This is a genomic window from Ensifer sp. GW821-FHT05G01, assembly GCF_059419585.1.
Genome location: NZ_JBWKSC010000009.1, coordinates 67815 through 92306, shown reverse-complemented (window position 1 = coordinate 92306; position 24492 = coordinate 67815). Strand labels below are relative to the sequence as shown.

23 protein-coding genes and 1 pseudogene are annotated in these 24492 nt (G+C 61.8%); 15 read left to right on the top strand and 9 right to left on the bottom strand.

What is annotated here, in order from left to right; translation table 11 throughout:
- Positions 1 to 15: 15 nt before the first annotated feature.
- Positions 16 to 2457 (bottom strand): GcvT family protein, encoded by a 2442-nt coding sequence (locus tag AC07UR_RS21570; protein WP_209790198.1) that lies wholly within the window; start codon positions 2455 to 2457, stop codon positions 16 to 18.
- Between the two features lie 95 nt (positions 2458 to 2552).
- On the opposite strand from AC07UR_RS21570, the gene AC07UR_RS21565 reads away from it, so the two are divergent.
- A complete protein-coding gene (locus AC07UR_RS21565) occupies positions 2553 to 3488 on the top strand; it encodes a LysR substrate-binding domain-containing protein (protein ID WP_173423316.1) in 936 nt (311 codons plus the stop codon).
- Here AC07UR_RS21565 and AC07UR_RS21560 read toward each other — a convergent pair.
- From AC07UR_RS21560 to AC07UR_RS21525, 8 genes are all read right to left on the bottom strand, one after another.
- Positions 3485 to 4768, bottom strand: a complete 1284-nt coding sequence (locus AC07UR_RS21560; protein WP_209790199.1) for an NAD(P)/FAD-dependent oxidoreductase — start codon at positions 4766 to 4768, stop codon at positions 3485 to 3487. The two genes, AC07UR_RS21565 and AC07UR_RS21560, sit on opposite strands and share 4 nt — an antisense overlap.
- A gap of 78 nt (positions 4769 to 4846) precedes the next feature.
- Positions 4847 to 5737 carry a formyltetrahydrofolate deformylase gene (gene purU, locus AC07UR_RS21555; protein WP_234941779.1) on the bottom strand — a complete coding sequence of 297 codons (891 nt, stop codon included), beginning with the start codon at positions 5735 to 5737 and terminating at the stop codon, positions 4847 to 4849.
- A gap of 36 nt (positions 5738 to 5773) precedes the next feature.
- Positions 5774 to 6913 carry an aldo/keto reductase gene (locus tag AC07UR_RS21550; RefSeq protein ID WP_209790200.1) on the bottom strand — a complete coding sequence of 380 codons (1140 nt, stop codon included), beginning with the start codon at positions 6911 to 6913 and terminating at the stop codon, positions 5774 to 5776.
- A gap of 41 nt (positions 6914 to 6954) precedes the next feature.
- A complete protein-coding gene (locus AC07UR_RS21545) occupies positions 6955 to 7689 on the bottom strand; it encodes an aspartate/glutamate racemase family protein (protein WP_209790201.1) in 735 nt (244 codons plus the stop codon).
- A gap of 86 nt (positions 7690 to 7775) precedes the next feature.
- Entirely contained in the window at positions 7776 to 8615 is an 840-nt protein-coding gene (locus AC07UR_RS21540; RefSeq protein WP_173423321.1) for an ABC transporter substrate-binding protein, read from the bottom strand.
- Between the two features lie 27 nt (positions 8616 to 8642).
- On the bottom strand, positions 8643 to 9305 hold the full coding sequence (locus AC07UR_RS21535) for an amino acid ABC transporter permease (RefSeq protein ID WP_173423322.1): 663 nt from the start codon (positions 9303 to 9305) through the stop codon (positions 8643 to 8645).
- Entirely contained in the window at positions 9305 to 9949 is a 645-nt protein-coding gene (locus AC07UR_RS21530; RefSeq protein WP_209790202.1) for an amino acid ABC transporter permease, read from the bottom strand. The genes AC07UR_RS21535 and AC07UR_RS21530 overlap by 1 nt, the downstream gene beginning before the upstream one ends.
- Positions 9946 to 10752, bottom strand: coding sequence for an amino acid ABC transporter ATP-binding protein (locus AC07UR_RS21525; RefSeq protein ID WP_209790203.1), 807 nt, complete (start codon positions 10750 to 10752; stop codon positions 9946 to 9948). Before AC07UR_RS21525 ends, AC07UR_RS21530 begins: the two co-directional genes overlap by 4 nt.
- A gap of 740 nt (positions 10753 to 11492) precedes the next feature.
- Here AC07UR_RS21525 and AC07UR_RS21520 point away from each other — a divergent pair.
- The 14 genes and pseudogenes from AC07UR_RS21520 to arsH all read left to right on the top strand — a co-directional run bounded on the left by AC07UR_RS21520 (position 11493) and on the right by arsH (position 24483).
- Entirely contained in the window at positions 11493 to 13172 is a 1680-nt protein-coding gene (locus AC07UR_RS21520; protein WP_209790204.1) for a putative bifunctional diguanylate cyclase/phosphodiesterase, read from the top strand.
- Positions 13173 to 13311: 139 nt separating this feature from the next.
- On the top strand, positions 13312 to 13830 hold the full coding sequence (locus AC07UR_RS21515; RefSeq protein ID WP_209790205.1) for a ubiquinone biosynthesis methyltransferase UbiE: 519 nt from the start codon (positions 13312 to 13314) through the stop codon (positions 13828 to 13830).
- Positions 13827 to 15005, top strand: a complete 1179-nt coding sequence (locus AC07UR_RS21510; protein ID WP_209790206.1) for a class I SAM-dependent methyltransferase — start codon at positions 13827 to 13829, stop codon at positions 15003 to 15005. Before AC07UR_RS21515 ends, AC07UR_RS21510 begins: the two co-directional genes overlap by 4 nt.
- Positions 15002 to 17362, top strand: coding sequence for a SpoIIE family protein phosphatase (locus AC07UR_RS21505; protein ID WP_209790207.1), 2361 nt, complete (start codon positions 15002 to 15004; stop codon positions 17360 to 17362). The genes AC07UR_RS21510 and AC07UR_RS21505 overlap by 4 nt, the downstream gene beginning before the upstream one ends.
- A gap of 4 nt (positions 17363 to 17366) precedes the next feature.
- On the top strand, positions 17367 to 17927 hold the full coding sequence (locus tag AC07UR_RS21500) for a slr1658 superfamily regulator (protein WP_173423329.1): 561 nt from the start codon (positions 17367 to 17369) through the stop codon (positions 17925 to 17927).
- A 13-nt stretch (positions 17928 to 17940) separates the two neighbouring features.
- The gene (locus tag AC07UR_RS21495; protein ID WP_077502623.1) at positions 17941 to 18279 is read left to right on the top strand and encodes a slr1659 superfamily regulator; all 339 of its coding nucleotides are present in this window, start codon (positions 17941 to 17943) and stop codon (positions 18277 to 18279) included.
- A 450-nt stretch (positions 18280 to 18729) separates the two neighbouring features.
- Positions 18730 to 19356 (top strand): hypothetical protein, encoded by a 627-nt coding sequence (locus AC07UR_RS21490; RefSeq protein WP_209790208.1) that lies wholly within the window; start codon positions 18730 to 18732, stop codon positions 19354 to 19356.
- Positions 19357 to 19727: 371 nt separating this feature from the next.
- On the top strand, positions 19728 to 20660 hold the full coding sequence (locus tag AC07UR_RS21485) for a substrate-binding domain-containing protein (RefSeq protein ID WP_209790209.1): 933 nt from the start codon (positions 19728 to 19730) through the stop codon (positions 20658 to 20660).
- A 57-nt stretch (positions 20661 to 20717) separates the two neighbouring features.
- Positions 20718 to 21080, top strand: a complete 363-nt coding sequence (locus tag AC07UR_RS21480) for a hypothetical protein (RefSeq protein ID WP_209790210.1) — start codon at positions 20718 to 20720, stop codon at positions 21078 to 21080.
- 297 nt (positions 21081 to 21377) lie between these two features.
- Positions 21378 to 21734, top strand: a complete 357-nt coding sequence (locus AC07UR_RS21475) for an ArsR/SmtB family transcription factor (RefSeq protein ID WP_209790211.1) — start codon at positions 21378 to 21380, stop codon at positions 21732 to 21734.
- 43 nt (positions 21735 to 21777) lie between these two features.
- Entirely contained in the window at positions 21778 to 22305 is a 528-nt protein-coding gene (locus tag AC07UR_RS21470) for an arsenate reductase ArsC (RefSeq protein WP_209790212.1), read from the top strand.
- A gap of 2 nt (positions 22306 to 22307) precedes the next feature.
- Positions 22308 to 23358: pseudogene (gene arsB, locus AC07UR_RS21465) on the top strand (ACR3 family arsenite efflux transporter).
- A 2-nt stretch (positions 23359 to 23360) separates the two neighbouring features.
- Complete coding sequence (gene arsC, locus AC07UR_RS21460) at positions 23361 to 23783, top strand: arsenate reductase (glutaredoxin) (RefSeq protein ID WP_209790213.1); 423 nt, start codon at positions 23361 to 23363, stop codon at positions 23781 to 23783.
- Positions 23758 to 24483 (top strand): arsenical resistance protein ArsH, encoded by a 726-nt coding sequence (arsH, locus tag AC07UR_RS21455; RefSeq protein ID WP_209790214.1) that lies wholly within the window; start codon positions 23758 to 23760, stop codon positions 24481 to 24483. The genes arsC and arsH overlap by 26 nt, the downstream gene beginning before the upstream one ends.
- Positions 24484 to 24492: the final 9 nt, after the last annotated feature.

Genomic DNA, 24492 nt, shown 5'->3' with positions numbered 1-24492 from the left:
GTCTACTGATGACCGTTACATGCGCCCGCGCTTGGCTTCGGGATCGTAGGGCGATTCTTCGATGACGCGGGCCTTGCACCGCTCGCCGAGGATCGGGACTTCCAGTTCCGTTCCCGGCACGCCAAGCTCGACCGGCAGCAGGGCGAAGGCGACGTCATGGCCGAGCGTATAGGCATAACCGCCCGAGGTGACGCGCCCGACCAGCTTGCCCTGGTGATAGACGCCTTCGTAGATCAGCGAGCTTGCACCGTCGGTGTCGATCGCGATGGTGAAGGAGCGACGGGCAACACCCGCTTCCTTCGCCTTTACCAGCGCATCGCGGCCGATGAAGCAGCCCTTGTCGAGGCGCACGAAACGATCAAGGCTGCTCTCCCAGGCGCTGAGCTCCGGGTTCATGTCGCGGTACATCGCCCGGTAGGACTTTTCGAGCCGTAGTGATTCCAGCGCCTGCAGGCCGATCAACCGAAGGCCATGCGCCTCGCCGGCGGCAAGCAGCGCATCGAGCAGGTGCCGCTGGTAGCAGAGCGGGTGATAAAGCTCCCAGCCAAGCTCGCCTTCGTAATTGACGCGCAGAAGCCGGACGTCGCTAGCAAGCCCCACCGTGCCCGATTGCACGCCGAACCACGGGAAAGCCTCGTTGGAGAGATCGATCTCGGTAAGCGTTTGCAGCACCTCGCGCGCCTTGGGCCCGACGATGGTGAAGCAGCCGCGATCATTGGTGACGTTGCGAAGCTGCACGCTGCCATCCCGAGGCAGAAGCTTCGACAGGTCATCGAAATTCCAGCGCTCGGCCCGCGGCGTCGAGATCAGGTAAAACAGCCCGTCTTCCAGGCGCGCGACGACATATTCCGCCTGTACCCCGCCCCTCTTCGTCAGATGATGGCTGAGATTGACGCGGCCTGTTTTCGGCAGGCGGTTGGCGAGGATGCCATCAAGCCAGGCTTCGGCACCAACACCACTTACTTCGAACTTGGTCATCGGCGTCATCTCGACGAGGCCGACGGCATTGCGCACGGCGTGGACTTCCTCACCGACGTATTTGCCCTTTTCGGTCCAGCGCCAGCTGTATTGGTCCTTGGCCTCGACACCCTCGGGCGCAAACCAGTTGGGCATTTCCCAACCGTTGAGCACGCTCCAGACGGCGCCCTTTTGGGTCAGGCGATCATAAGACGGTGCTGTCTTCTGCGGGCGAGCGGCCGGCATGTCCTGACCGGGATAGTGCTGTTCTGCATGGGTGCCCCAGGCCTCGCGCACTTTTTCCCGCGTCCAGTTCTTGTTGGCGTAGTCGCCGAAACGGCGCGGGTCCAGCTCGGAGGTATCGAGGCTGTTGCCGCCTTCGACAATGCGCTCGGAGAGGTAATAGCCGATCGCGCCGCCCCAGAGGATGCCACCGGGCACGCCCTCTGCGATCCAGACATTGTCGAGCCCCCAGGCCGGTCCCACCAGCGGCAGTTCGTCGGCGGTCATCTGGAAGGGACCACGGACATTGGCCTTGATGCCGACGCGGCCGAGCGCCGGCACGAGGTCCATCGCCCGCTCCCAGTTCCAGGAAACCGAATCGAAATCCTCTTCGAGCAGGTCGGCACCAAACCACTCCGGCACGCCGTTTTCGGCAAAGAGCTTCAAGTGCTCGGTCTTCTCGTAGGGGCCGAACATCAGGCCATCGCCCTCTTCGCGCAAATAGCCCTCGAACCCCTCGTCACGCAGGATCGGCATCTCGGGCAGACCCTGGCGCTTGCGCTCGATTACCTCGGGAACGGCATCGGTGATCCAGTATTGATGCACGATCGGGATCGCCGGAATGTCGAGCCCGAGCATGGCGCCGGTCTGGCGCGCATAGTTGCCGGTTGCCGAAATGATGTGCTCGCAGATGATCTCGCCCTGATTGGTCTTGATCTTCCACTCGCCGCTCGGCATGCGCTCGAAACCGCGCACCTCGGTGTTGAGATAGATCTTGGCGCCGCGATCGCGGGCACCCTTGGCCATGGCCTGCGTCACGTCGGCCGGCGCGATGTGACCGTCATCGGGATGGTAGAGGGCGCCCAGCATCTCCTTGTTGTTTTCAAGCAGCGGCCAGAGATCACGGGCCTCGGCCGGCGAGATCAGTTCAGCGCGAATACCCTGAACCTCGGCGACGCTCATGTAGCTCTTGTATTCGTCGAACCGGTCGCGGGTATTGGCGATGCGCAGCTGGCCGCATTTGTGCCAGCCGACATGCTGGCCGGTTTCGGCTTCGAGGCCCTCGTAGATTTCGATGGTCTTGGCGATCATCCGGCCGATATTGATCGAACGGGCATAGGACGGGATGAGACCGGCGGCATGCCAGGTCGAGCCGGCGGTCAGCTGCGTGCGTTCGAGAAGCGCAACGTCCGTCCAGCCGCGTTTCGTCAGACCGTAGAGAATGGCTGCACCGACGCAGCCGCCGCCAATGACTACGGCCCGAGCATGAGTTTGCATGAAGAGGTTCCCTTATGTGGAATTTTCAGCAACTTACAAACGGCCGGCACGCTTGTAATCTTGCTAAAAACTATCCGGGGGCATAACCTCAGCTTATGCATAGGCTCCGCTCGCTCGTCCCCTCCGCCAACTATCTCTTCGTCTTCGAGGCCGCCGCCCGGCGGCAAAGCTTTACGGGTGCGGCAGAGGAGCTGAATGTCAGCCAGCCTGCGGTCAGCAAGACGATCCGCCTGCTTGAAGAGGCAACGGGCCTCAAGCTCTTCCGCCGCGAACATGCGCGGCTGGAGCTGACGGCCGAGGGCAAGCGGCTCTACAAGGAAACCCAGGAAGCCTTCGATCACCTGCACATGGTGATCTCGTCGCTCAGGCAGAAGCATTCGCGCGATATCGTGCGCGTGTCGTTTTCCGCATCCTTCGTGCAATTGTGGTTGCTGCCGCGGCTGAAAGCCTTCAAGGCCCAGCATCCGGATATCGCCTTGCGCATTGCCGAAAGCAGCCGCGACGACCAGGACCTGCTGGAAGAAGACATCGACCTTTCCGCCCGGCTCGGCACCGGGAAATGGCCTGGTATCCACGCCTGGCATTTCGTCACCGAGGAAGTCTGGCCGGTCTGCAGCCCCGCTTATCTGAAAGAGCACGGGCCAATCGGGACTCCGGCCGACCTGCTCAACCACACGCTCCTGCATTTCGAGGAACGGCATCGCTCACGCGTCGGCTGGCGTGAATATCTCGAGCGCAACGAGGTCTCCGCCGCCAAGCTGACGCAGGATTTCGTCTTTACCGATGCGCTGAATTCGATCGAGGCCGCCGTGCACGGCCAGGGGGTAGCGCTCGGCTGGAAGCATCTGGTGCATGATCATCTGAAGGCAGGTAAGCTCGTCTGCCCGATCCGGGCAAGCTACCTCACCGGACAGAGCATCCACATCGTTATGCCGGCCCAGCGCCCACCCAAGCGCGGCACCGAGATCTTTCGCGACTGGTTGATGGAGCAGAATGCCGACGCCGACATCTTCGGCGACGAGGTTGGTTAGAAACGCTCGCCGACGAAGTGGGCGACCTGGGCTCCGGCCTCGTAATAGGCTTCCTTCAAACGCCGCATCGGCGGATCGCTCGGGTCGCTGAGCGGCAAGGGCAGCTCCGCCTCGCCAATCTCTCCGAGGATGTGCCGCGCCAGCACTCGGCCGAACACCGTGCCCGGCGCGATACCGCGACCGTTATAGCCGGAGAAGCCGACGACATTCGGCGCAAACCGATGGAAGCGAGGCAGCGCATTGGTGGTCATGCCGATCTGGCCGTACCATTCGCACTCGAAATCGACCTTGCCCAGTTGCGGGAAAAGCCGGGCAAGCGAGCGCCGAGCCCAGGCCTTGTGCACGGCGGCACCGCCATTACGCAAGGCGCCGACGCTGCCGAACACCAGCCGGCCCGCCTTGTCCATGCGGAAGGACGAGAGGATCTCCTTCGTGTCCCACACGCCCTCGCGGTTGGGCAGAATGGTCGCAAGTAGATCTGGTGCGAGCGGCCGCGTCGCCAGATTGAAATAGGGCAGATAGACCTGTTCGGTCCGCACCCGCTCCCATGGCCCGGTGCTATAGGCATCGGTCGCGACGATGATCCAGTCCGCCGTCACGGATGCCTTGTCCGTCGCCACCTTCCAGCGACTGCCGACACGCTCCGTCGAGACGACCCGGCTCGATGTATGCAGGGTCACGCCGGCCCGTTGAGCTGCGTGTGCCAAGCCGCGAACATAGGCGAGCGGCTGCAAGGTCCCCGCCCTTTTGTCGAGCAGGGCGCCGGCATAGGCTGTGGTGCCGATCCGCGCAGCCGTCTGGGCTGCGCTTAGAAGTTCGACCGGTGCGCCGCGCTTTTGCCATTGCGCCGCCCGGTTCTCGATTTCCATCAAGCCATTTTCGCCAACAGCGCAGTGCAGCGTGCCGTTGCGCTCCAGTTCGCAGGCGATGGCGTGCTGGTCGATCAGATCCATCACCACGCGCGGCCCGTTGCCGAGCAGATCGAGAAGTCGTTCGCCGTGGACCTCGCCGAGTTCGCCTGGCAGATCGTCCGGCATCACCCACATGCCGGCATTGATCAGCCCGACATTGCGACCTGCGCCGCCAAAGCCGATCTCCGCGCCTTCGAGCAGGATGACCCTGCGGCCGGCCTCGGCCAGATGCAGGGCGGCCGAAATGCCGGTGAAACCACCGCCAACGACCACCACATCGGCGGATGCGTCCGTTTCAAGCGGGCCTGTGACCGGTGGCTGCGGGGCGGTTTTTTCCCAAAGCCCATGGGAGCGGGGGTCGTTCAGCATCGGTCCAGTCCTTCATGCGGGGTGTCGCTTCGTCTCTGCCCGCAGATTCTATCGATCATGACAATGATAATGTCGCCGTCACTGTGTAAAGACCACCGTCCTGTGGCCGTTGAGCATGACGCGGTTTTCCAGATGCATCTTCACCGCACGGGCGAGAACACGGCTCTCGATATCACGGCCGGTGGCGACGAAATCCTCGGCGCTCATTGCGTGGGTCACCCGCTCGGTCTCCTGCTCGATGATCGGCCCCTCGTCGAGATCGGGCGTGACATAGTGGGCGGTCGCTCCGATCAGCTTGACGCCGCGCGTATGCGCCTGGTGGTAAGGCTTGGCGCCTTTGAACGACGGCAGGAACGAGTGATGGATGTTGATGATCCGTCCATAAAGCCGGTTCGACAGATTGTCCGAGAGCACCTGCATATAGCGGGCGAGGATGACGAGGTCGGCTTGCGTCTCGCGCACCAGATCGGTCAGGCGCTGCTCCTGTTCCGCCTTGTTGTCCTTCGTCACTTTCCAGTGGTGATAGGGGACGCCTCCGAGTTCCGCGGTCGCAGCGCTGTCGTCATGGTTGGAAACGATAGCAACGACCTCGGCATTCAGCCAGCCGACGCGGATCTGGTAGAGCAGATGCAGCAGCGCATGGTCGAACTTGGAGACCATCACGATGATCTTCGGCCTCCGGGCGGCATCGGTAACCGCGGCCCTCATCCCGAAGCGATCGATTGCCGGTTTCAGCGCCCGTTCGACGCCGTCCCGCGCCATACCGGCGGGTCCCGTAAAGGCGATGCGCATGAAGAAGCAATTGGTCTCGACATCGCGAAATTGGTTGCTCTCGACGATGTTGCCGCCGATCGCCGCAAGCTCGGTTGTCACCGCCGCGACAATGCCGGGCTGGTCATCACAGGCGAGCGTCAGGATGAACGAGGCAGCTGTGCCTGTTGATGTCAGGTTTGCGGGCATTACGGTCATGCCTGTTCCTTTCGTGATGGAGGTAGCTGGAGCGGCTCAGGTCTTGGCTTTTGGCTGGCCGAAGACATAGTCGGCGACCTTGGGCAGAAAAGTCTCGCCGTGGTAGCCGCGCGGCTTATCGCCGACTGCCACCCCAGCATTGAGGATACCGGCCTGGTAGTCGTCGGCAAACAGCGAATAGGGATAGACAGGCTCGACCGCGCTTGCCGCCAGCAATTGCTGGCGCAATTCGGCAGGGATCGAAAAATCAAGTGCGGCCAGATTGTCGTCGAGCTGTTCGAGCCGGCTGGCGCCGATGATGGCGGCACCGACGCCGGGCTGCGTCACCACCCAGTTCAGGGCGACCTGCGCCATGCTGCGGCCGGTCTCGGCGGCGACCGCTTCCAGCGCCGCGACAATGCGCATGTTGCGCTCGGTAAAGAGGCCGAGACCGCTGCCGGATGTATCGAGCGAGAGCCGCCCCGCCGCCTGCTGTCCGGCCCGGTATTTGCCGGAGAGCAGGCCCATGGCGAGCGGGCTCCAGGCGGTGATGCCGAGGCCGAGTGTCTGGGCGAGCGGCACGAATTCATTCTCGATGCTGCGCTCGGCCAGCGAATAGGGAAGTTGCAGGCAGATCGGCGGCGTCAGCGCATGCGCCTCCGCCCAGGTCTGGGCACGCGCCGCATACCAGCCCGGCACGTCGGAAAGCCCGGCATAGCGGATCTTGCCGGCGCGCACGAGATCGTCAAACGTCCGCATGACCTCTTCGGCCGGCGTGATCCGGTCCCAGGTGTGCAGCAAATAGAGGTCGATGTAATCCGTTTTCAGCCGCCGCAGCGAGGCATCGACGGCGCGCATCAGGTTTTTGCGGCCGTTGCCGCCGGCATTCGGGTTGCCGGGCTCCAGGCTGTTGGAAAACTTGGTGGAAATCACCACCCGGTCGCGAACACCTGCCTCGGCGACGAATTTGCCGATCAGTGCTTCGCTGAGGCCGGCCGCATAGGAATCCGCCGTGTCGATGAAATTGCCGCCGACCTCGAGGTAGCGATTGAAGATGGCGCGCGCCGCATCTTCGTCCGATCCCCAGGAGCCTCCGATCCCGCGAATGCCGCCATTGCCGAAGGTCATAGTTCCGAGCGCGAGCCGGCTGACCCTGAGGCCCGAGCGGCCGAGAAGGTAATAGTGGTCCATGGACATGGGAATTCCTGATTTGTCTCGCGTCCTGCCCTCGGCCGCCGTCACATGCGACCGTGATAGCTCCTGCGAGCGACGCCTTGCTGGACATGGTTGATCATCGTGATGAAATCGAAGACCGGACGACCGGTCGCCGCCTGCACCGCGTGAGCATAGGGCGGAAGATCGCTGCATTCGAGCAGAATGGAGCGGACATCCGGGTTATCCTCGACGAGCTTGCGGGCGACCTCAGTGACCTCGCGCTCGATGGCAGCACTGTCGAGCGTGCCCTTTTCTTCCAGTATCGCTTCGCGGAATTCCGTCTGCCTTTCCATGCCCGCGATGGCGAGCGGAATATGCCCCGGTACGTTGCTCGCCTCGAAATGGCGCGGCGTCAGCCGGCTGGCATTGGCCGTGATGATGCCGACCGTTCCACCGGCGACCGCATGCATGAAGGGGATCTGCATCAGGCTCGACAGCAGCACGGGGATATCGACCGCGGCGGCCACCTCCTCCTGGAAATAGGCCATGAAACCGCAGGCCCCGGTGATCGCCTTGACGCCGCGGTTGCGCAACTCGACCGCCGCTTCGATGAAGACGTCGCGAAGGGCTGGATCGCGCTGATTGAGCAGCCGGTCGATCGAAGCGCCGCGCACCTCCTGGAACCGCACGGGAAAATCATAGGTGGTGGCGTTGCCAACATTGCCGGGCACGCAAGGATATGCCGCATCGAGGATGAGGATGCCGATCGACTCCCCGTACCACGATTGCGTCCTCCGCGTGACTGTGTGGACAGTCATCGTCTTGTCTCCGATATCAAATTTGTTCTCAAACCGGCATGCCCACCGAGGGGAACGGGAGCCAGTTGCGGCTCCCGTAGCTGATTTTACTGAACCAGGCGCGGCGCGCCGGTTTCGGCCGCCGTCCCATCGAGGCCATAGGACTTCAGGACGTTGACGATAGTGCCGTCGGCGTGCATCGCCTCGATCTGCGCATCCAGTGCGACACCGAATTCCTTGGCGTTGAAGGAATAGGGGAAGGCCGCCTGTGCGGCTTCCTTGGTCGCCCTGACCCGATCGTCGGAGGCTGCGACCTTGACCTTGACGTCCTTGAGCGCGCCGCTCTTTTCAGCAACGACGCCCGTCGAATAGCCATCCACCGCCACGTCGATACGGCCGGCGAAGAGGTCCTGCTGCATGTTGACCGAGTTCGGGTAAAGCTTCAGCTTGGAACCGAGCATGGTCTTCAGGTCGGTGACCCAGAGATAGCCTTGCACCGTACCGACCTGCTTGCCTTCGAGGTCGCCGACATTGGCGAAACCATCCTTGGAATAGATCGCCATCTGGTCCGTATAGAGCGGTGCCGAAAGGTTCATGACCTTGGCGCGCTCGGCGGTGCGATACCAGTCACCGGTCGCGATATCCGCCTGTCCCGACAGCACGTACTGGATGGCGGCGGCCGGATCGACGGCAACCGCCTTCACCTTCAGGCATTCGCGCTTGGCGAATTCGGCGGCGATATCGCCGTCGATGCCCTTCATGTTGCCGGCGTCATCAAGATAGGAATGCGGAACGTATGTCGTCACGGCAACAGTGAGCGTGCCCTCTTCGATGGTGGCGAAGGTGTGCTTCGGAGTGCAGTCCTGCGCAAGCGCCACCTGGCTCGAAACGAGGACGCCGGCGATACCGGTCAGCAGAAGGCGGGTTTTGGTCGCAAATGTGGTCATGCCTGAATGCCCTTTCGTGGTTTTGGTTCAGCGTTGCGCATAGGAACCGGCGCGCTTTTCGACATGGCTGACGAGCAGGGCGGCGGGGATGGAGATCGAAGCGTAGAGAACACCGGCTGCAAGCAGCGCCGGGAAATAGCGGAACGTGTTCGAGCCGATTTCGTAGGCCCGGCTGACGAGTTCCGGCAGCGCGATGGTGAAGCAGAGCGACGTGCCCTGGAAGATCAGGATCGAGAAGGCGAGCAGCGCCGGAAGGGCCACGCGCAGGCCCTGCGGCAGCAGGACGTAACGCAAGGCGTCCAGTCGATTGAGACCGATCGCGACGGCCGCCTCGCGCTGACCATGCGGGATCGATTGCAGGCTGGCGCGAATGATCTCGCTGGTATAGGCGCCGGTGTTCCAGGCCAGCGCAATGACGGCTGCCGTGAACGACCCGAGCGTCAGGCCCGATGTCGGCAGGCCGAAATAGATGAACTGCAGCAGCACCAGCGCCGGAGCGCCACGGCCGACCTCGACCAGGAACAGGGCGAGTGCCTTCGTCAGCCGACTCTTGGCCAGCACGCCCAGCGCGAGCAGCAGCCCGAACGGAATGCCGATCAACAGGCTGAGCGCCGTGACCTGCAGGCTGATCGAGAGGCCCGAAAGCAAATCGGGCAGCCAGGCGGAGAGCTCTTCGTAATTCGGCAACATCAGCGCGCCACCTTTGCTTGCAGATAGCCGTCGGCGACGCGCGACAGCCAGGCGACCGGCAGGCTCAAGAGGATGTAGAACATGCCGACAAGGGCGAAGACCTCGAGGCCGCGAAACGTGAGCTGCGACAGCTGGTTGCCCTGGAACGCGAGTTCGCTGACGCCGATGGTCGAGGCGACGGCCGTCTCCTTCATCAACCCGATGAGGTAGCTCGCGGCCGAAGGCAAAGCCACGCGAAAAGCCTGCGGTGCGACGACATCCGTCAGCGTGGACCAGCGGCCGAGATTCAGCGCCGACGACGCCTCCCATTGCCCGAAGTGGATCGAAGCCAGCGCGCCGCGGTAGATTTCCGCCATGTTCGCAGCCGCGATCAATCCGAGCCCGGCCAGCGCCGCATTGAACGGACTGATAGGGAAGACGCTCATTCCCAAGCCAAAGAAGATGATGAACAGCCAGAGGATCGGCGGAATGCCGCGCACGATCTGGATGAACACCATGGCCGCTAACCGCAACGGCAGGATGCGGCTTTGCCTGGCGGCCAGCAGCGGAATGCCGAGGATGGCGCCGGCCAGAAAAGCGCCGAGCGTCAGGGCAACGGTCCAGGGAAGCCCGCGCAAGATGGCGAAGATGTCGGCCGTGCTCATCGGTCGTGCACCGCCCGAAGGAAGCGCTTAGTACGCTCCTGCTGCGGATTGCGCATGACGTCCTGCGATGGCCCCTTTTCGATGATCTTGCCGTCAGCCATGATCATCACCGTGTCGGAAACATTCTCGGCAAAGCTCATTTCGTGGGTGACGACGATCATCGTCATGCCGGTCTCGGCCAGTTCCCGCATGACGGCGAGCACTTCAAGGCCGAGTTCCGGGTCGAGCGCCGAGGTCGGCTCGTCGAAGAGCATGACATCGGGATCGAGCGCGAGCGCTCTTGCAATGGCGATGCGCTGCTGCTGCCCGCCGGAACAGCGGCCGGGAAACTGCTCGGCCTTGTCGGCCAGGCCGACGCGGCTCAGCAACTGCATCGAGCGGTCGTCGGCGTTTCTGCGGCTGCGCCCGAGAACGCGTTCCTGCGCCAGGCTGACGTTTCGCAGCACCGTCATGTGCGGAAAGAGGTTGAAAGACTGGAACACCATGCCGACGCTGCGGCGCAAGGTGGAAAGCTCCGATCGACCGGCGGGTGCCGCGGCATTCAGCGAGATGTCGCCGATGGTGACATGGCCGCCATCCGGGGGTTCGAGGTAGTTGATGCAGCGCAGCAGCGTGCTCTTGCCGGATCCGCTCGGGCCGATGATCGCGAGCACCTCTCCCGGCATCACCTCCAGGTCGATACCGTCGAGCACAGTGTGATTGCCGTAGTGTTTGCTCAGCTTGTCCAGCTTGATGAGGGGCTTTCGCGCCTGCCCCTTTTCGGAAGGCGCTCCTTTGGCGGCCAGAGCATCGTCCTCAGTCATTGTCGGTTTGCCACCTCTCATGTGCAAGACAGCGCCATCCATGACGATTTCGTCCCATTGCAGGCACGGCTCGGCTCCACGCCGGGCAAGCCGCGTCCTGTCGCTGAATTTGTTTGATGTCTGCCGTGCGCCCCAAGGCGAACGACTGTCGTTCCCGTTCTTTTGTTGTGGATCACCATAACGATTCGATGCGTGCCCGGCAGACGACAAAAATTGCAGAACCGTATAACTTGGAGTTATGATTTCAAGAGATACGTCTCGTCGCTTGCCACGGAAGCCGAACGGACGCGTGAGGTTTGAAATGTTTGCCGAATGCCTGGGGCGATAATGGCAACCCGCTCATGCAACCAAAAAAGGTTAATGCCGGCGGTGGGCGCTGTTGGCAAGATAACACTATTTTAGCCATGACCGATGAGCAAAGCCATCGGATCGCTAGATATCGCTATGCTTACCGAGTCGCCCAAAAATTGCCTGCCTCGCCCGCGAGTGATAGAAAGAGCTATAAAATTGCAACCGAACAGAGAAGATGCCTGTGCTCGTACACTCGGTTCGAACCGCCGGCTCTGATCGCCGGCCGCACCACTTGCGGGCGGCATTGACGGCAACGCTTTGTACGATAGCCATGAATGAGAACAGACTGAAATTAGAGGGCGGCGCCATGCTTGCAGTCCAAGCGGTTCGGGCACAGCAATGTTCGCAAGCGGTCCAAACCAAACCGCAACGGAAAGGGAAAGGCTAGGATGTCAAGCACTGACTCGACGTTGTCTGCTGCATCTCCCGTGGACGATACCGTCCTTGGCAATACTGACGAGGTCATCTCGGTTTACGACGAGGCTCTGCATCTGGTCGCTTCCTCGGTCGCTCTTCAACGGGCTTACGAGGTGGCTGGACTGGTCGATGCAACACTCTGGCATGTCTACCCCGAACTGCTTGAGCCGGCCTCGAAGGCGATGGCCGAGTCCGTTCTTGCCAACGGCGTTCCCCGCAGCATCGAAATCTTCGACGCGCCCAATCGGTCTCGGCGAACCCTGCTGGTCTTTCGCGCCGGCCAGGGCGTCGGCGTCATCGAGACAGATGGCGCATCGGTGAGGCGGGAGGTCGCGAGCCAGGGCGAGAACGAGCGCGCACTGCTGCTTCATCAGGCGACCCACGATGCCCTGACCGGTCTGCCCAACCGCCGCCAATTCAGCGACGACCTGCGAAGCGTGCTGCCGGCCGTCAATGAAAAGAAGCCGGCGTTGATGCAGATCGACCTCGACGATTTCAAGCCGATCAATGACACGCTTGGTCACGGAGCCGGAGACGCGGTGCTGCGCATGGCGGCCGAACGCATACGCGGCGTTCTGCAGGACGGCGAAGTTGCCTACCGGCTGGCGGGCGACGAATTCGCGATCATCCAGCGGGACGCCGAGCAGCCGGCCGAAGCCGAGCGGCTCGCCAATGCGGTGGTCAACGCCTTCAAGGAGCCGTTCACGGTCGATGGCATATCGGCATTTGTCGGTGCAAGCATCGGCATTGCCATCGCGCCGCCTGATGGCAATGAGGGCGAGCAGCTGATGAAGGCGGCCGACATAGCGCTTTATGCAGCCAAAAAAGAAGGCCGAGGCCGCGCCAAAACCTTCAGCCGATCGATGCTGATCGTGCTGGAACAGCGGGAGATGCTGCGCCGAAGCCTGCGAACCGCGCTCAGGGAAAACCAGTTTTCCATCGAGTATCAACCGCTGGTGAAGCCTCCCTTCACCATTGTCGGCTTCGAGGCACTGGTGCGCTGGCGTCATCCGCTGGTTGGCATCATTCCGCCCAATGTCTTCGTGCCGATGGCAGAATCCGATGGCCTCATGAGCGAGATAGGCCAATGGGTGCTGGAGCAGGCCTGCCGCCAGGCGACCACATGGCCTGCGCATTTCACCGTGGCCGTCAACCTGTCTCCGGCACAGTTCCTTCACGACGGCTTCACCGACCGCGTATCACAGACGCTCGATATGGTCGGCTTGCGGGCAGATCGGCTCGAACTGGAAGTCACCGAATCGGTTCTGCTCGAGAAGACCACCAACAATCTCGACACGCTCAATACGCTGAACGTGCTCGGCATTCAGATCTCGCTCGACGATTTCGGCACCTACTATTCTTCGCTGAGTTATCTCAAGAACTTCCCGTTCGACACGATCAAGATCGATCGTTATTTCATCAAGGATCTCGAGAATGACGAGAAGAGCCAGGTGATCGTTCGCTCGATCATCGCGCTCGCGCACGGACTGGGGATGGCGGTGACGGCGGAAGGCGTCGAGACGCGGGCACAGGCCCTGTGGCTGGAACGCGAAGGCTGCGATCGCTTGCAGGGCTACTTCCTCGGCGTTCCCATGCCACCCAACGCCATCGACGGCTATTTGCGTCAATCATCGTCAATGGAAGTTTCTTAAAAAAGCTGCGAGTGAGGCTGTGGGGTTGGCCGCCAGCACAAGGTGCGCCGGTCTCTCCCCAGTTTGCGTGCCTGATAAATCAGCGTAGAAAGTGCCTGTGGGCCGTGGCAAAGTTCCACAGATGGAGGACAAAGCAAGCATGGACGTCGGTAACAGTGTGCCAGCGGAAGCGGCCTTCGAGCCCTTGCTCCAGTTTGAAATGGAGATGGGGACGTTTCTTTCGGAATGGCAGCATTGCGACCATCTCTCCACCTATCTCGCCCGCATGATCAGCCACAACAGAGCTGATCCGGTCCGGCATTCGAATTTCTTCTCGTCGGCGCTCAACGAGCTGCTCGAAGTGTCCTTTCGCGGCGGAACCGCCAGCGGCCAAATCGGTCTTTCGATCTACCGCCATGGACCGGTCGAGCGCGTCCAGATCACATTTCCATGCCCGGCCGAACAAGTGCCGTTCTACCGCGAAGCCGTACAGAAGATCGATCGCAGCGATGCGCATGCCCGCTATTCCGATTCCATCTCGACCGACATGGCACCCAGTCGCGAATCCATCCTGCTCGATCTCGCCATCAATTTCGACGCGAGCATCCGTATCGAGGAAAGCACGTCACCCGCAGTCACGCTGATCGTCGACTTGCCGCTGGAAGGGCTCGTCAGTTGAGCGTCACAGGCCTTTCCCCCAACTTCAAGGTGGCGTTCGACGCCAATAGCCAGGTGTTTTCGCTCGCCGGCGTCGTCCGGCCGCGGTCCGTCGACGAGATCGCCGATAGCATCGCCATGCTCAAGCAGGCGATCGACGACGTTCGCGGCGTGCTTTACGTCGACGTGAAACGCCTGATCCAGATGAACAACACCGCATTCCATGCCTTCGTGCGGGTTGCCCTCGACGCCTGCCGGGCACGCGCGGACCTGCGCATGGTGATCGTGACGTCGAGCGTCGTCGGCTGGACCACGCGCATGTTCGGGCATCTCAACCAGATCGAACCGCAGATTACGGTCGAGGTCTACGATTCGACCTTCTATCCCGGGCAGAGCTTCGTCGAGGACACGAGCTTCATCCCGATTTTGAGAACGCAGACGAAGATGACCTGGCGCCACGAGCGTTCGATCCTGCCTCGGCACGGCCTGCGGCCGGGCATCGCGATGGCCGACGTCTGTTGCGGCATCGGCGACTTTGCCGTTCTCGTCCAGAAGGAGTTTCAGCCGGCGCGGATCGTTGCCCTCGACCACTCCAAGGCGAGCCTCGCCTATGCTCGGGAGGTGGCGACCAACTTCGGCATCACCGATATCGAATACACCTACGGCGATGCGTCGGAAATGCTGCTGGAGGACAATCAGTTCGACTTCGTCAGCTGCCGCCACTCGCTGCAGATCTTCAACGAACCCGAGCTGCTGCTGAAGGAACTCTACCGGATCTGCAAACCGGGCGGACGCGTCTACATCACCAATGAAAAGAACTCGCACTGCCTCGGCGAACCGCGCGCCCAGAGCATCCAGTGGACCTATAACGAGGTCGCCAAGCTGTTCAGCCATTTCGATATGGACGTCGAACTCGGGCCCAAAAGCCGCCGCTATCTCGCTGATGCGGGCTTCGACGACATCCTGGTGGAGTCGTTCATGGTGACGAACCTCGACGGCGACCCGCAGGACTTCGCCGATGTGATCACCGCCTGGGAAAACGTCTATGCCGGAGAAATGGCGGTGCGACGTGGCGACACGCCCGAGTTCATCGAGCGCTTCCGGCAGGGCTTCCGCGATCATATCTTTGCCGCCCTTCATCCCAAGGGCTATGCGGGCTGGCCGATCTGGGTCGCATCGGGGCGCAAGCCGACATGAATGAACCGAGTGCATCAAGTTCCCGCCTCGGCTTGAGGTCTTTCCGCGCCAAGTTCGTGCTCGTTGTCGGCGGCGCCGTGCTGTTCGATCTCTTGGTGACGGGCGGCCTTGCGCTTTGGAATGTGCAAAGACTGTCGCGTGATGCCGCAACAGAAGTCGGCCAGGGCCTACAGAAGGCCAACCAGGACTATATGCGGTCCTACGCGGAATCGACCGCCGCCCGCGTCAACCTGCTTCTCGGCCAGGTTCACACCGACGTCGGAACACTGGCCGGCGTTCTGCAGTCGCAGATTGATCGGCCGGTGCGCAAGTTCCAGGTCGGCGAGGCTCTTGCCCGCGGCGCGCCAGGTTCTGTCACCGTTGTCTACGATGAGAAGGGCGGATGGGCGCAGAACCTGCCCGGCCCACCCTCGGTCGTCAGCGTCTGGGGCTATCTTCTCGGGCCGGACCGTCGCCCTCTTCCGGACGTCCAGACCGAGATCGAGAACAGCGCGGTGCTCGACCTGGTTGCGCCGAGCCTGCTCGAAAGCGGCCGGTCCAAGTTGCAGATGTACTACATCGGCCCCAAGGAACGGCCTATCTTCAGGACCGCGCCCTACACGGACCAGGCGCAGACCTTCGACCGTCTTTATCCCGGCCATAACGAGGCGGAATTCTGGACGTTCTTCTTTCCCGGCATCTACGAATCCTGGGAGCGATGGGCGAAGGACCCGAGCGTCAGGCCGGTGCCCAACGATGTGACGCAGACGGCGCCCTATACCGACGCAATCACCGGCAAGCTCATCGTCAGCTTCTTCCAGCCGCTGTGGTCGCGCGACCGAAAGGCCGTGGCAGGTGCTGCCGGCGCCGATATCACGCTCGACCAGCTGGCCGAGGTGGTGCAGAACGTCAAGGTCGCCGAGAGCGGCTTCGGTTTCCTGGCGATGTCCGATGGCAATGTGCTCGCCATCAACCCGGCCGGCGAAAAGACGATCGGCCTGCAGACATCAAGCGATACCAGCACGCAAGGCGTGACGGGTGCCGACCGGTCGCTGCGCAAGAGCGCCCAGGTCGCCATCGCACAATTGCCGCTCGGGCAGGACGGTGTGATCCAGCGCGTCATGCTCGACGAGGCCGGCGAGAAGGTTCCTTATCTCGTTCTTCTGAAGCAGCTGCAGCCGGAGAACTTCTGGATGTCGGGCCCGGTGCGCAAGGAAACGATGTCGCTTGGCATCGTGGTTCCCGAACGGGAAATCTATGCGTCGCTGTTTGCCGCGCAAGCCGGCATCTCGCAGGCGACGAACCGCATCCTCGCCTACCAGATCCTGGCGCTGCTTGCGTCGTTGCTGTTCGTGACGGCGGCCGTGTTCGGCATTTCCAAGCGCGTGACCGCCGGCATCAGTGCGCTTGCCGGCGCCGCCAAGCGCATCCAGGCGAAGGACTATTCGGTCCGGGTGCCGATCTCCACCCGCGACGAAGTGGGCGAAGCCGGCACGGCCTTCAACCGGATGGCGGAGGAAATCAGTTTCCACACCGAAAACCTCGAGCATCTCGTCGAGGAGCGAACGAAGCAGATCGAGGAAGCCAACCAGCAGATCTCCGCCCTCAACACGCAGCTGCGCAGCGAAAACCTAAGGCTGGGCGCCGAGCTGGCGGTTGCCCGGCAGATCCAGATGATGGTGTTGCCGAAGGCTGGCGAGCTCGACGAGATCGCAAACCTGGAGATCGCCGCCTATATGCGGCCTGCCGACGAAGTGGGCGGGGACTACTACGATGTGCTGCGTGACGGCACGCGGCTGAAGATCGGCATCGGCGACGTCACCGGGCACGGCCTTGAGAGCGGCGTCCTGATGCTGATGGTGCAATCGGTTGCGCGCGCCTTGCAGGAAGCCGGTGATATGGATCCCAATCAGTTCCTCAACCGCCTCAACCGCGCGATCTACAAAAATATCGTGCGCACCAATACCGACAAGCATCTTTCTCTGGCGTTTCTCGACTATGATGGCGGCCGCCTGACGCTTTCGGGGCAGCACGAGGAACTGATCGTCGTTCGCAACGCCCAGGAGGTGGAGCGCATCGACACGATGGATCTCGGCCTGCCGATCGGTTTGGAGCCCGATATCTCGCGGTTCGTCGCCACGCGCGAAGTCGCTTTTGCCCAGGGTGATATGATCATCCTGCACACGGACGGGGTAACGGAAGCCGAGAACGCGGCTGGCGAACTGTTCGGCATCCAGCGGCTCTGCGACAGTGCGCGGCAGTTTTATGGACGCAGCGCCGAAGAAGCAAAATCAGGGATTCTCGAGGATCTGATGGCGCACATCGGCAAGCAGAAAATTCACGACGACATTACCCTCGTGGTCATGAGACACAGGTGAGCAGATGACGACTTTGTACGGACCGGCGGACCTGACCAGGGGCGCCAATGAAAGCGTGACGAGGCTGCGTCTTTACGACGGCCAGCTCAACCTCAGCTGGAAACATTGCGCTATCGCCTCGGACTTTGTCGCCGAGCTGATCGCGATGCGCTACCGCGGCTCGCGTAACGCCTACAAGGAAGTCCGGCACAATATCGGTTACCTGACCAACGAACTGGTCGAAAACGCGGTGAAGTTCCGCGCAGCCGGCGGCATCGTGGTCGAGGCATCGATCGACGACAGCAACTTCCACGCAAAGGTGTCGAACTTCGTCGATGGCGAGACTGCGGCACGCTTCCAGGATCTCTTGTCCGAGATCACCACCGGTGACCCGGGCGACCTTCTGATCGAACGCATCGAAGCCAATGCAATCGGCACCGGCAAAAGCGGATCTGGACTTGGTCTTTTAACACTCATGAGCGATTATGGCGTCCGCTTCGCCTGGGTTTTCGGACCCAACGGCGGCAGTGGAGACGTCGCGCTTGAGACTTATGCCTCGATCCCCGTCCCCGATATCTCGAACTGATGAGCAGGTGAATATGGAAATCAAGGACGAGGACTACCGCGTTTGGTCCGAGGGCAACGACATCCACTTCGAGGGAACCATGCGGCTTCCCGGCACGGAAGCCTATGCCCCGATCTTCACCCTCGCCATGGGCGTGCTTGAGGCCGAGCCCGACCGCATGACGATCGACCTGGGGGAACTGCAGTTCCTGAACTCATCGGGGATCAACCTGCTCGCCAAGCTGACGATCGAGGCCCGCAACCGGCCGAACGTGCAATTGACGGTGCGTGGAACCTCCGAGATTCCGTGGCAGTCAAAGTCTTTGCCCAACCTCAAGAAGCTCCATCCCGGAATCGACCTCAGGCTGAACTGAGGCGACATCCGCGACAGCAGACGCGCGACAGAGTTCGGCAGTTTGCGCGTCATGCGCAAGAACAGGGGTTTGAAGCGCATCTGGAAGATTGCGACGCGGCTTACACGTCGCATATCCGCGCGGCGCTATCGCGTCTTGAAACGCTTGCATGATTTCGTCCCTGTACCGGAACCGGATCAGGGACGAACTTGTATGGCGGCGCGACTTTGGCCCATCTTGCCTGGGATAGCCGGGCGATCGGTTCGACACTTCCTTTCTACACACGGTCGCCTTCCCGAACCATGTTTTCCGCGTCAACCGCTGGAGCCGACCACGTCGGAAGGTTTCACGCCGAACCTGGGACCGATGGCGAGTGCGGCTGCCCGCGGCAGATCACAAGATTTCGATTTTACTCCTGTTCGGGGTGCCCCTAGGCTTCACCCGGTTCAAACCGTACCGGGAGGAAATGCCATGAAACGCAGGCTTGTACTTGTCGCGGCCGCTCTGGCCTGCTCCGCCGTCGGGGCCTACGCCCAGGACACATCGATGAGCTTCTTCGTCACCAGCGCAAATCCGGGCAAGGGCGGCGATCTTGGCGGCCTTGCCGGCGCCGACACCTACTGCAGCACGCTGGCCTCGGCGGGTGGCTCCACGGGCAAGACCTGGAAGGCCTACCTCTCCACCGATACGGAAAACGCCAAGGACCGTATCGGGGCCGGCCCCTGGTACAATGCCAAGGGCGAGAAGATCGCCGACGATGTCGCTTCGCTGCACAGCGACAAGAACAACCTGACGAAGCAAACCGCGCTCAACGAGAAGGGCGAAGTGATCAACGGCCGCGGCGATAAGCCGAACCGGCACGATATCCTCACCGGCTCCAAGGCCGACGGCACGGCCGCGCCGGAGACCTGCGGCAACTGGACGCTCAGCGGAACGGACGGTGCGGCGATCGTCGGCCACAGCGATCGCACGGGTCTCAACGACAGTGCCGAGGCCAAATCGTGGAACGCATCGCACGCGACGCGCGGCGGCTGCACCCAGGAAGCCTTCAAGGGCACGGGCGGCGACGGGTTGTTTTACTGCTTCGCCGCGAATTGACGGGAACACCGCGGCCCGGCCGTCGTGGCTGCGAAGTCCACGACAGCCCTGCCATGCATCGATGATCCGCCGGCACATGTCACGAGCGGAGTCGACCACCTGCGCAACTGCGACCAGCGCCATGTCTGGCGACCGGCGGCCAGATCATCCCGGCTACGTTTGATGATCGCATGGTGTCCGTTGGGTGCCCCTGCGCGGGCTGCCGGAGGCTGAGCCCACCATTGCGCGCCATCGAGAACTTCATTCGTCCAGTGCCTCCCACATCGGTTGAAACCGCCTTGATAATGGAATGAATGTTTGATCTATTCAAAAATCAGAACATACATTCTTCGAGCTTTACCTGTACGCTCGGATCAAGGGAGAGGACTGAGATGAAGAGATTTCTGATTTCCGCCGCCGTTTGCGCGCTCACGGCAACGACGGCGCACGCCGAGAACATCGGCATCGCCATTGCCCGTTCCGACAGCGCCTTTCTGACGATCCTGCGCAGCGGCATGGAGAGCCGCGCGGCCGAACTCGACAAGGTTACGGTGCAGGTAGAAGATGCACAGAACGACCCGAGCCGGCAGCTCGATCAGGTGCAGAACCTGATCTCCGCTGGCGTCGACGCCATCGTGGTCGTCGCGGTCGACGGCGACGGCACGCCGGCCATCACCAAGCTCGCCACCGAAGCCAAGATCCCGGTCGTCTATGCGAACCATCCGCCTGCCGATGTCGACAGCCTGCCGGAAACCGCCGCCTTCGTCGGTTCCAACGAACTCGACTCCGGGACGATCCAGACGAAGGAAGTCTGCAAGTTGCTCGGCGGCAAGGGCGACCTCTTCGTCCTGATGGGCCCCCTCAACAACCATTCCTCGCTGACCCGCACCAAGGATATCCACGACGTCATCGCCACTGACGATTGCAAGGGCATGAAGGTCATCGAAGAACAGAGCGCAAACTGGGATCGCCTCGAGGCTACCAACATCATGACCAATTGGCTGTCGGCGGGCACAAAGTTCGATGCCGTCATCGCCAACAACGACGAGATGGCAATCGGCGCCATCCAGGCGATGAAGTCCACAGGTGTCGACATGTCGAAGGTCGTCGTCGCCGGCATCGATGCGACGCCGGATGGCCTTGCCTCGATGTCGCAGGGCGATCTCGACGTGACGGTGTTCCAGAATGCCGTCGCTCAAGGAGCAGCCGCCATGGATGCGGCGGTGGCATTGGCACGCGGCGAAAAGACCGAGCGCCACATCTGGGTACCCTTTGAACTGGTGACGCCTGAGAACATGCAGGATTATGCAAAGGCCAACCAGTAAATCCGGGTTGAGCCCTGACGTCTCCAAGCCAGCCGAAGGCCATGGACAGGAATGTCCGTGGCCCATCTCTCCCATGACACTGGCACCTGCCGACCCTCCTCGCCGAACGACACCGCCGCGCGGGGTGGCGAGCATCATTCCATGTCAGGTCGGGGCCGTGTCCCGGTCGTTCGCGCCAACGCGCCGATCGTCGCCGCCCAGCATCTGCATGAGCGCAAGCTCGCTGCGAACGCCGCGCTGAAAGATCTGGATGAGCGAGGCGCCGAGTTGATCCGCCTCTTCGCTCTCCGGCTCCAGTTCGTTGCTGGAGCAGGCGTGTCGGAACACGCGCTGGAGCATTTTCAATTGATCTTCGTCGATTGCCAGGTCGAGGAAATACCGATCCATCTGACTCTGATCCTCCGTATCAAAGCAGGTTGAGATGACTTTTCAGATATTGGAACAGGCAGCGCAATTTTCCAGAGGCCGAGGCATCTCTCAATTTGACAGCGAGTGCCGTAAAGCTACGCCGTGAAAATGAGACCCTCGATTGAACTCAGATCGGGCTGGAGGCGGGGCCGCGCTTCCGTCGGCAGGCATCCGTTCGCAGTCCGGTCCCGGCGCCGTATCGGCAAGCCCGGATCGGTGCATGGATCTGGCAAGATCGAGATGCGCGTCGATTTGTGAAACTCTCACGGCTCCACTTGACACGCTCAATATCTCCATTAATCTGGATATATGGATAATGAAGAAGCCATCATCGCGCTTGCCGCCCTCGCCCAGTCGACCAGGCTCGACGTCTTCAGGCTGCTGGTCAAGCACGAACCCCACGGCCTTCCCGTCGGGGAGCTCGCGCGAACGGTCGAGGTGCCGCAAAACACGATGTCTGCCCATCTCGCAACGCTCTCGCGTGCGGGACTGGTGACTGGCGAGCGCCAGAGCAGATCGATCATCTATCGCGCCAATCTCGATACACTGCGGGAACTGACGGTCTTCCTGGTCAAGGATTGCTGCGGTGGCAACGCCGACCTCTGCGCCCCCTTGATTGCCGATCTCATGCCCTGCTGCAGCAGCGGGAGAGCAAGTCAGCCATGACAGCCAAACCCATCGACCAACAAACGCCTTAGACGGACGCACCATGACCGACCGCATGTTTAACGTGCTCTTCCTGTGCACGGGCAATTCCGCTCGTTCCATTCTGGCCGAGGCCATCCTCAATCAGGAGGGCAAGGGCCGATTTCGGGCCTATTCGGCCGGCAGCCAGCCAAAGGGACAGGTACACCCTCTCGCCCTTAACGAACTGCAAACGCTCGGCTACGACGCGCAAGCGGCGACATCAAAGAGCTGGGATGTCTTTGCTCAGCAGGGCGCACCGCAGATGGACTTCATCTTCACCGTCTGCGACAGCGCCGCCGGCGAAGCCTGCCCGGTATGGATCGGCCATCCGATCACGGCACATTGGGGCATCGAAGATCCTGCAGCCGTCGAGGGAACAGAAATCGAAAAGGCACGCGCGTTCGCGCAGGCAGCCCGCTTCCTCAAGAACCGCATCACTGCGTTCGTCAACCTCCCCATGCAATCAATCGACAGAATGGCGCTTGAACACCACCTGCATCAGATTGGCATGATGGAGGGAACGACCAACACTCATACAAGGCCCGCCTGACGATGTCGCTCTTCGAACGCACGCTCACCCTCTGGGTCTTTGGCTGTATTGTCGTCGGCATCGCACTGGGCCATCTCCTTCCGGATGTCTTCCAAGCGATCGGCGCAATGGAAATTGCCAAGGTCAATATCCCGGTTGCCCTCCTGATCTGGCTGATGGTCATCCCGATGCTGCTGAAGATCGACTTCCGCTCGCTTGCGAAGGTCGGCAGTTATTGGCGCGGCATCGGCGTCACCCTGTTCGTCAACTGGGCCGTGAAGCCGTTCTCCATGGCGCTGCTCGGCTGGCTGTTCATCGGCTGGTTGTTCCGCCCGCTGCTCCCGGGCGACCAGATCGACGCCTATATCGCCGGCCTGATCATCCTTGCAGCCGCGCCCTGCACGGCAATGGTGGTCCAACCGGACGAAAGGTGAGCCACACTTCACGCTGAGCCAGGTGGCACTCAACGACGCCATCATGATCGTTGCCTTTGCGCCCGTTGTCGCGCTGTTGCTCGGGCTCTCGGCAATCACTGTGCCCTGGGACACGCTGATGATCTCGGTTGCCCTGTACATCCTGATCCCGGTGGCTGTGGCCCAGATCCTGCGACGGCGGCTGACGGCCGGGGGATCGACGGCAAGGCTCGACTGGCTGCAGAGCAAGCTCCAGCCATTGTCACTGGTCGCACTGCTTTCAACGCTGATCCTGCTGTTCGGCTTCCAGGGTGAACAGATCATTGCGCAACCGGCTGTCATCGCGTTGCTGGCGGTGCCGATCCTCATCCAGGTCTACTTCAATTCAGGGCTTGCCTACCTTCTGAACCGGGCAGCGGGGGAAAAGCATTGCATAGCCGGCCCCTCGGCGCTGATCGGCGCCTCCAATTTCTTCGAACTGGCGGTTGCAGCTGCGATCTCGCTGTTCGGCTTTCATTCCGGGGCGGCGCTCGCAACGGTGGTCGGGGTCCTTATCGAGGTTCCCGTCATGCTGTCGGTGGTCTGGATCGTCAACCGCAGCAAGGACTGGTACGAGGCCAGCCCTGCCGTCGCCCGAAACACCAACCCAGAAAGGGCCTGACCATGGATGTCACCATCTACCACAACCCCATGTGCGGCACGTCGCGCAACACCCTGGCAATGATCCGCCACGCCGGCATCCAACCGACCGTCGTCGAGTATCTGCACACACCTCCGTCCAGGGAAACGCTCGAGCGGCTGATCGCGGCCGCCGGTCTCTCCGTGCGAGAAGCGGTGCGCGAGAAGGGCACACCCCATGCCGAACTCGGGCTCGACGATCCGTCTTTGTCGGATGAGCAACTGATCGACGCGATGATCGCGCATCCGGCGTTGATCAATCGACCATTCGTTGTCAGCCCGATGGGCACCCGCCTCTGCCGGCCCTCCGAAGCCGTGCTCGACATTCTGCCCGACACATTCAAGGGCGCCTTTGCCAAGGAAGACGGAGAGAAGGTGCTGGATGCGGAGGGAAAGCGCCTTGTCTGATCTGCCTGCAGCAAGCCTCGACCATCTCCGCCAGCCCGATATGGCGGCGCTCCGCCCGTCCCTTTCGACGCACAAGCCGCGCATCCTCATCCTCTACGGCTCGCTGCGGCCGGTCTCCTATAGCCGGCTGCTTGCCCATGAAGCCCGCCGCCTACTCGAACATTTCGGCGCGGAGGTCCGCATCTTCGACCCGGAAGGACTTCCGCTTCCCGATGCCGCCCCCGTCAGCCACGAAAAGGTCCAGGAACTGCGCCGTCTGTCGGAATGGTCCGAAGGCCAGGTCTGGGTCAGCCCTGAGCGGCATGGCGCCATGACCGGCATCCTGAAGGCGCAGATCGACTGGATACCCCTGTCGCTCGGCTCGGTGCGGCCGACCCAGGGCAAGACCCTTGCCGTCATGGAAGTCTCCGGCGGCAGCCAGTCGTTCAACGCTGTCAACCAGATGCGCATTCTCGGGCGCTGGATGCGCATGATCACCATCCCGAACCAGTCTTCGGTCGCAAAAGCCTGGCAGGAATTCGACGCCGACGGACGAATGAAACCTTCCTCCTATTACGACCGTGTCGTCGATGTCTGCGAAGAGCTTGTCAAATTCACCCTTTTGACCCGCGACGCCTCGGCTTATCTGACCGATCGCTACAGCGAGCGTAAGGAAGATGCCGACAAACTGGAGCAACGCGTCTCGCTCAAGGCGATCTGAGATCATGGG